The 6128-nt window shown below is 57.0% G+C and carries 6 protein-coding genes; 1 reads left to right on the top strand and 5 read right to left on the bottom strand.

The window, feature by feature from the left end; translation table 11 throughout:
• From VGK48_05575 to VGK48_05555, 5 genes are all read right to left on the bottom strand, one after another.
• The coding region (locus tag VGK48_05575; GenBank protein HEY2380635.1) for a 2,3-oxidosqualene cyclase at nucleotides 1-705 on the bottom strand (705 nt) is incomplete at its 3' end.
• Nucleotides 689-1768 (bottom strand): aromatic ring-hydroxylating dioxygenase subunit alpha, encoded by a 1080-nt coding sequence (locus VGK48_05570; protein HEY2380634.1) that lies wholly within the window; start codon nucleotides 1766-1768, stop codon nucleotides 689-691. The genes VGK48_05575 and VGK48_05570, both read right to left, overlap by 17 nt.
• A complete protein-coding gene (locus VGK48_05565) occupies nucleotides 1765-3117 on the bottom strand; it encodes a cytochrome P450 (protein ID HEY2380633.1) in 1353 nt (450 codons plus the stop codon). Before VGK48_05565 ends, VGK48_05570 begins: the two co-directional genes overlap by 4 nt.
• Nucleotides 3118-3119: 2 nt before the next feature.
• A complete protein-coding gene (locus VGK48_05560) occupies nucleotides 3120-4148 on the bottom strand; it encodes an NAD-dependent epimerase/dehydratase family protein (protein HEY2380632.1) in 1029 nt (342 codons plus the stop codon).
• A gap of 15 nt (nucleotides 4149-4163) precedes the next feature.
• A complete protein-coding gene (locus VGK48_05555) occupies nucleotides 4164-4727 on the bottom strand; it encodes an ERG2 family protein (protein ID HEY2380631.1) in 564 nt (187 codons plus the stop codon).
• A gap of 26 nt (nucleotides 4728-4753) precedes the next feature.
• Here VGK48_05555 and VGK48_05550 point away from each other — a divergent pair, with 26 nt between their 5' ends.
• On the top strand, nucleotides 4754-6115 hold the full coding sequence (locus VGK48_05550) for an FAD-dependent oxidoreductase (protein HEY2380630.1): 1362 nt from the start codon (nucleotides 4754-4756) through the stop codon (nucleotides 6113-6115).
• Nucleotides 6116-6128 lie beyond the last annotated feature (13 nt).

The raw sequence follows: 6128 nt of genomic DNA, 5'->3' as shown, positions 1-6128 counted from the left end.
AACCCGCTCGTAAACGCGCAGCAAATCATAGGCCATCCGCAGCCATCGGGTCGGCGACACATAGAGATCCGATTCGGCTATAGTGTGCCGCCAAGCCGAAAAGTCGATTGCCTCGTAAGGGGTCTCGTAGAGCTCCCGGCGCAAATCGTTCCGAATCGGCCCGAGATCTGCGTTGCAACGCGATCCATAGAGATAGGCCATTCCCATATAGATCAGGCGGGTGTGGCAGTAATAACGGTGGGGATGCAATGGCAGCGATTTTGGAAGCAGAAACATTTCCGGCGGAACCGGATTCACCCCCTCATATCCGTACAGTCCTACGGTGGCGAGCCAGAACTTGCCCCAGCTCGGAATTGCGAGCACTCCGCCCTTTTGTCCGCGCAGCCATTGCCGGGCCGTTGCGGCAAGCGGGTCGTCCGCGGTTATGCCAAGCAACCGAAGCGCAATATAAGCCAACGTCGTGAAGAAGACATAGCCGCCCGATTCGGGATGCAGACCCCAGACACCTTCGGGCGTGCGGCTGACGCGGAAATATCGAACCATCTGCTCCCGGGTTTGTTCATCGAAGGTCCTCCCGGCAACATGTTGAACGATGACGTACTGGGAGAGAATCATCGTGCACCAGACCATCTCCCCTTCCCAGCAGCCGTTTTCACGCTGTTGCGAATTCAGATGATTGACGCCGCGATCAAGAGCGCCGGTCACTGGCGACGTGCTCTTCCCACTTGCGGATAGTGAGTTGTTGAAACAAATTGACGGCGGGATTGAGTTCGGCAAGCGGCGCATCGAAATGAGTATCGTAGCCCTGCTGTTCCGCTTCGACGGCAAATCCGTCCTGGCGCAGGAGAGGCTTGATGGATATCTCGTTCGCAATTTTCAGCAACGGCTTCATCAGCCATTGAGGAATGCGTAACGAGGTGAAAGGAATTTTCAGCGCGTCAAAATAAAACAGAAAGAACACGCGGCTCGTTCGCTCGTCAATAGGCAATACGAAGCACCAGTGCTTTATCTTTCCGCCTGTATTCGACCATTGGTATGGGTAGTCGTGGCAGAGCTCGATGAAATCCGTATCGACCCGATCACGATCGACAAAAAGACCGGAGAAACGTCCGGTCCCGATCCTCGTGTTATAGCTCACGAAAACCTTCTCGCCCACCATCTCGCACTTTATGAGTTTTGCGTCGATGAAGGGGCGGTATTTGCGGTGCAGGTGAGCATGCGTGAAGTCGCTCACGTTATCAATGATCATCGAATGGTGCGCCCGCCACTTGAAATCGATCGGAACGCACGCCCACTGCCGGTCGCCTTTTAATTCCGGTATCTCTGGAATCTGCCGTTGATCGGCGAGCGCCGGATTACCCGGAAAAATCCAGATCAGGCCATAGCGGACTTTCACCGGGTACGACGGCACCCTGAACGACGGCATGTCCCTTCCGAAGAGATCGTGGGGTATTTGAACCACGCGCCCTTCTTCGTTGTATCCCCATCCGTGATACGCGCAGACCAGATTGCAGCCCTCGACCTCGCCGGCCGAAAGCTTCAACTGCCGGTGAGCGCAGCGATTTTCCAACGCGCGCAACTTGCCGTCCATTCCGCGGAACAGGGCTATCGACCGGTTCCAGAATATAACCTCGACAACGCGGCCGGGCTTCACGGCGGCGTCATACTCGACGGCGTACCAGTAATCCGGATGGAGCCCGGCCGAACGCGCTTTCTGGCGCGGGTTTCGAGCTTCATGGAATGCCGGAAGATGAGGTTGAGTGCTCATGCCTTTCTCCGATAGCGAATCAAACATGGAGGACGCGGACCGATGACGAAGGTCGAGTAGTCCGGCTCATGTTGAAGTTTCACCAATTCCACATCGAAATGCTGCAGGATCACGCTCCAGATCACTTTGACCTGCTGCTGGGCAAACGTCAGACCGATACAACGATGCCTGCCTCCACCGAATCCGATCAGTGTATAAGAACTTTTCCGGTCTTCCTCGCGGCCAGGCGCGAAGCGGCCGGGGTCATATGCGTCCGGATTCTGGAACACTTCCGGGAGGCGGTGCGAAACCGCGGGTGAAACCATCAGCAACCCGCCTGCGGGGACACGGCAGCCGCGGTACGTGAAGTCACGCACGATTTTCCGCATCAGCATAATCAAGGGCGGCCGCAGCCGTTCCGCTTCCTTGATGGCGCGTTCCAGAGCGCTGAGCCGCCTCAACGCGTCGAGCGTCATATTCCGGCTGCCGTTCAGGACTTCCTGTTGTTCCTTAAGAATGCCCGGCAGATACTGGCGGTGCTGAAGAAGCAGAACTCCAGTCCAGGTCGCCAGGACGGCGCTGGTATGCTGCCCGGCAAAAATCACGGTCAGCAGGAGTCCGGTAATTTCGTCGTCGGTCAGCGCCCTGCCGTCGGAATAACGCGCCGTCATCAAGGTCTGCAGAAAATCCTCGCCTTCCACACCGGTGCTGCGGCGGGTGGCGATGATCTGCGAAATCAGCTCGGCCATGCGGACGCGAGCTTGATCGCGGCGCTTGAATGAAGGCAGCGGCATGTCCGGTTTGAAGAATGCAACGAGGTTCAGGCCGCCCTCCAGATCGTGATACAGATGAGCAAATTCCGTCGAAAGATTCTGACGGAATTCATGACCGATCAGACAGCGGCTCGCAATGAACGTTGTCAACTCATTCATGGCTACGAGGAGATCGGCTTCTCCCTGCTCGCCCCAGTTGTCAAAGTACGCATCCGCTTCTTCCGCCATGAACCGGGCGTAGGTCTGCAACCGCTGATCGCGCAAGGCGGGAAAGAGCAGGCCCAACTGCTCGCTCATCACATCGGGACTGACGTCGTAGGCGATGCCTTTACCGAAGATCGGCACCGTGAACTGGTAGGCTTCTTTCGCGCTCAACTGATCATCCGGCGCATGAAAGAAAGCCTCGTTCGCCTCGGGCCCTGTGAGTACGGTGACAAGCTTGCCTGCCAGCAGAAAGGAGAAAATTTCACCAAACCGGTCGCGGCCGCGCCGCAGGAGGCCGGCGGGATCGCGATGAAACTCCATGGCGTGACCGAAAAACGGCAGTCCGCCACGGAGTTCAGGCGGAAGCTTCCTGGCTTCCGTTGCAGTCGTCACAGCTACAACTCCCGGGGCCGTGAAACCAGCACGCGCGCCGGAGCCGGTATGACACCGCGCCGGACGAAGCATTCGTGGGCTTCACGGACCGCCTGGGCGATGGAGGTCGGACGGTAGCCGAGTTCCTGCATCGCCTTGCTCGAGTCGGCCTTCCGCTGCATTCGCAGGAATCGCACGGCCGCCGGTGTAAAGCGCTGCGCCCTGCCGGGAAAGAAATTCGTCAGCACGAAGCTCGAAACCTCTGCGATGCCGGCCATGAGCGGCGCGGGCAGCCGGAACCGCGGGCGCCTGTGGCCGGTGACCTGTTCGAAAATCGCCATCAGTTCGTCGACAGTCAGAAACTCTGTGCTGAAAATATACTTCTGACCCCTGCGGCCTTTTTCCATGCAGAGCATATGCCCTTCGACCATGTCGGCTGCGGAAACAAAGGTAAAACCGCCCGGAATGTATGCGCGCAACTTGCCGAGGGAAAAATCCACCAGGGTCTTTCCCATGCGCGAGGGCTTGAAATCATTGGGACCGATGATCGCACAGGACGTCGCGATGACCACGTCCAGGCCATCGGCTGCGGCTTTGAGGCATTCGTGTTCCACGCCCGCTTTCGTGTGCGAATACGGCGGCAGTTTCTCGAACGGATAGAAAGGCACAGTCTCGTCGCTCGGCCGGCCATCCACATGACCAACGGCACTTAACGAGCCTGAAACAACGACACGGGATACTCCGGCATCGAGCGCGGCCCGCAACAGGTTGCGCGTGCCGATCACATTGCAGTCGAAGATTTCCCGCTCGCGGCCTGTGGTCGTCGAGAGCAAGGCCGCGCAATGGTGAATCTGACGGCATCCGCGGACCGCCGCGGCGACAGGCACGGGCTCGCGAAGATCGCCATAGATCCGTTCGACATTCAAACCGTCCAAGGCCGCGTTGTTGCTGCCCCGGCGGACGAGCGCGCGGACCGTTTGCCCGTCATTGAGCAGCCTGCGGACGAGATTGGCGCCGAGATGACCGCTTGCTCCTGTAATTAACGTCGTCATCGCCGTTGCGTGATTTCAGATCTTTCCGTGCAGCAATTCGCGAACTGCGCTCGTCGCATATAACCACAAGGTACGAATGAGGGTTCTGAAGTCTAACGTGCTGGTAAATGTATCCGCGACTCCGAACGGCAGCATCGCCGGTATAACACCGCGGGCATATTCTAACGCCCAACACCCTCCCGCCATCCTGTATTGTTTCGCCTGGCGTCTGCGCAAATGGTGCATGTCGCCAGGCCGGTAGATTTCAGGCGCGAACTGGCCCGGCTCAAACGCCCACTGCTCGCCGTTCAGGATAATGAAGTAATCATCCGCCGCGAACCGTCCTGTATGCCCTTCGGTACCCAGAGGAGTGCCGAAAATCATGACGTATTCCGATATCGACGCGTGCAGGATGTACATGGCGCCCATCGCGCCGCCGGCATTGTTGAAAACCCACTCGGGAGTCGTATTGATGTGGCCCGGATAGCGTTTGTAGAGTTCCGCGACAATTGAAGGAACGAGGTCTTCCATCGCCGGGTTTTTCGAAAGAGCGTCTCTCGCGATTTGCTGTAAAATGCCGGGTTCAAAAATGTAGCCCATCAGCTCAGTATCTCGAGGAGGAGCAGGTGCCCCAGAAAATCGCAATCGTCGGCGGCGGTGTCGCCGGACTCGGGGCCGCATGGGCGTTGAGCAGGCATCCGGATCGATTCGATATCCGGCTTTTTGAAGCCAATGACAGGCTGGGCGGCAACGCGATTACTGTGGACATGCCGCAGGATGATGGCCGTTCCGTGTGTTTTGACATCTCTGTCACAGCCTGCATTCCGACTGTGTACCACAACTACGTCCAATTCATGCAGGAACATGGGATTCCGCTCGTCCCTACACGGTTCAGCTACGCCGTGAGGTATCGCGGCGATCTTTACGCGCACGACTTCAACTCCAGGATTCGCAAGGAGCTTCTGCCGGAGATCGAAAAGTTTCAGAAACTGCTCCGGTTTCTGAAAGCAATCAATGTTCTCAGTAAAACGAGATCAAAACTACTTGGCATGCTGAATCCGTTCAACTATGTCAGCATGGGAACGCTGCTGAACCTCGGCCGATTCTCCGGCGGCTTTCGCTACAAGATCCTCAAACCGCTGTTCGTGAATTTTCTGATGGCCACGAATGTCTTCGACATGCCGGCCTCTATGTTTGCACGCTACCTGGATTTTTTCGATATTGAAACGGCCACGCCGATGCAGACCTGGGACCAGGGCACGAGGCGGATCTATCAGGCAATGTCGGAGCCGTTTCGCGACAAGATCTATCTCGGGCGCGCGGTAAGGAAAGTTCACCGGCAGCGATCGAAAGTAACCGTCGAAGACATGAACGGACAAACGGAGGAATTCGATCAGGTCATCTTCGCCTGCAACGCCAACCAGACCCTCATGATGCTCGATAAGCCGGGCTTCCTCGAAACCTTCCTGCTGTCCTCCATACGTTATGAAAGTGAACTGCACAATCACACCGTGGTTCACCACGACGCCTCCGTGCTGCCGGTAAACGAGACGGAGCCGCTCGATACGAGAAGTAACTACATCGAACAATACGGGGCGAGACCGGACAATTACGAAATCACATACATCATGCATAACCAGCAGCCCTGGGCGAAGAAGTCGGACAAGCCATGCCTGGTAACCTACAACCCAGTCAGCGAAATCGATCCGCAAAAGATCATCAAGAGATGGTGGTTTCAACACATCGTGCACGATGTGTTTCATGTTGCTGTCGTGATCAATCTGTTCAAGTTCATTCAGGGGAAGAGGCGAAGCTGGCACTGCGGCGCCCACACCTTGCTCAACAGCCAGGAAACGTGCTTTGTGTCCGGACTGGCCACAGCGCGGCGGCTGGGCGCCGACTATCCGTTCAAGGACCGCGAGGCGGCAAGATGGTTTAATTTTTATGGCGGATTGATGTACGGTTGGAAATTCAGAAAAGTAAAGTAGATGCCGTCACGCT

The sequence above is a fragment of the Terriglobia bacterium genome (assembly GCA_036496425.1).
Classification (GTDB): domain Bacteria; phylum Acidobacteriota; class Terriglobia; order 20CM-2-55-15; family 20CM-2-55-15; genus 20CM-2-55-15.
This window is presented reverse-complemented; position numbering and strand designations above follow the sequence as displayed.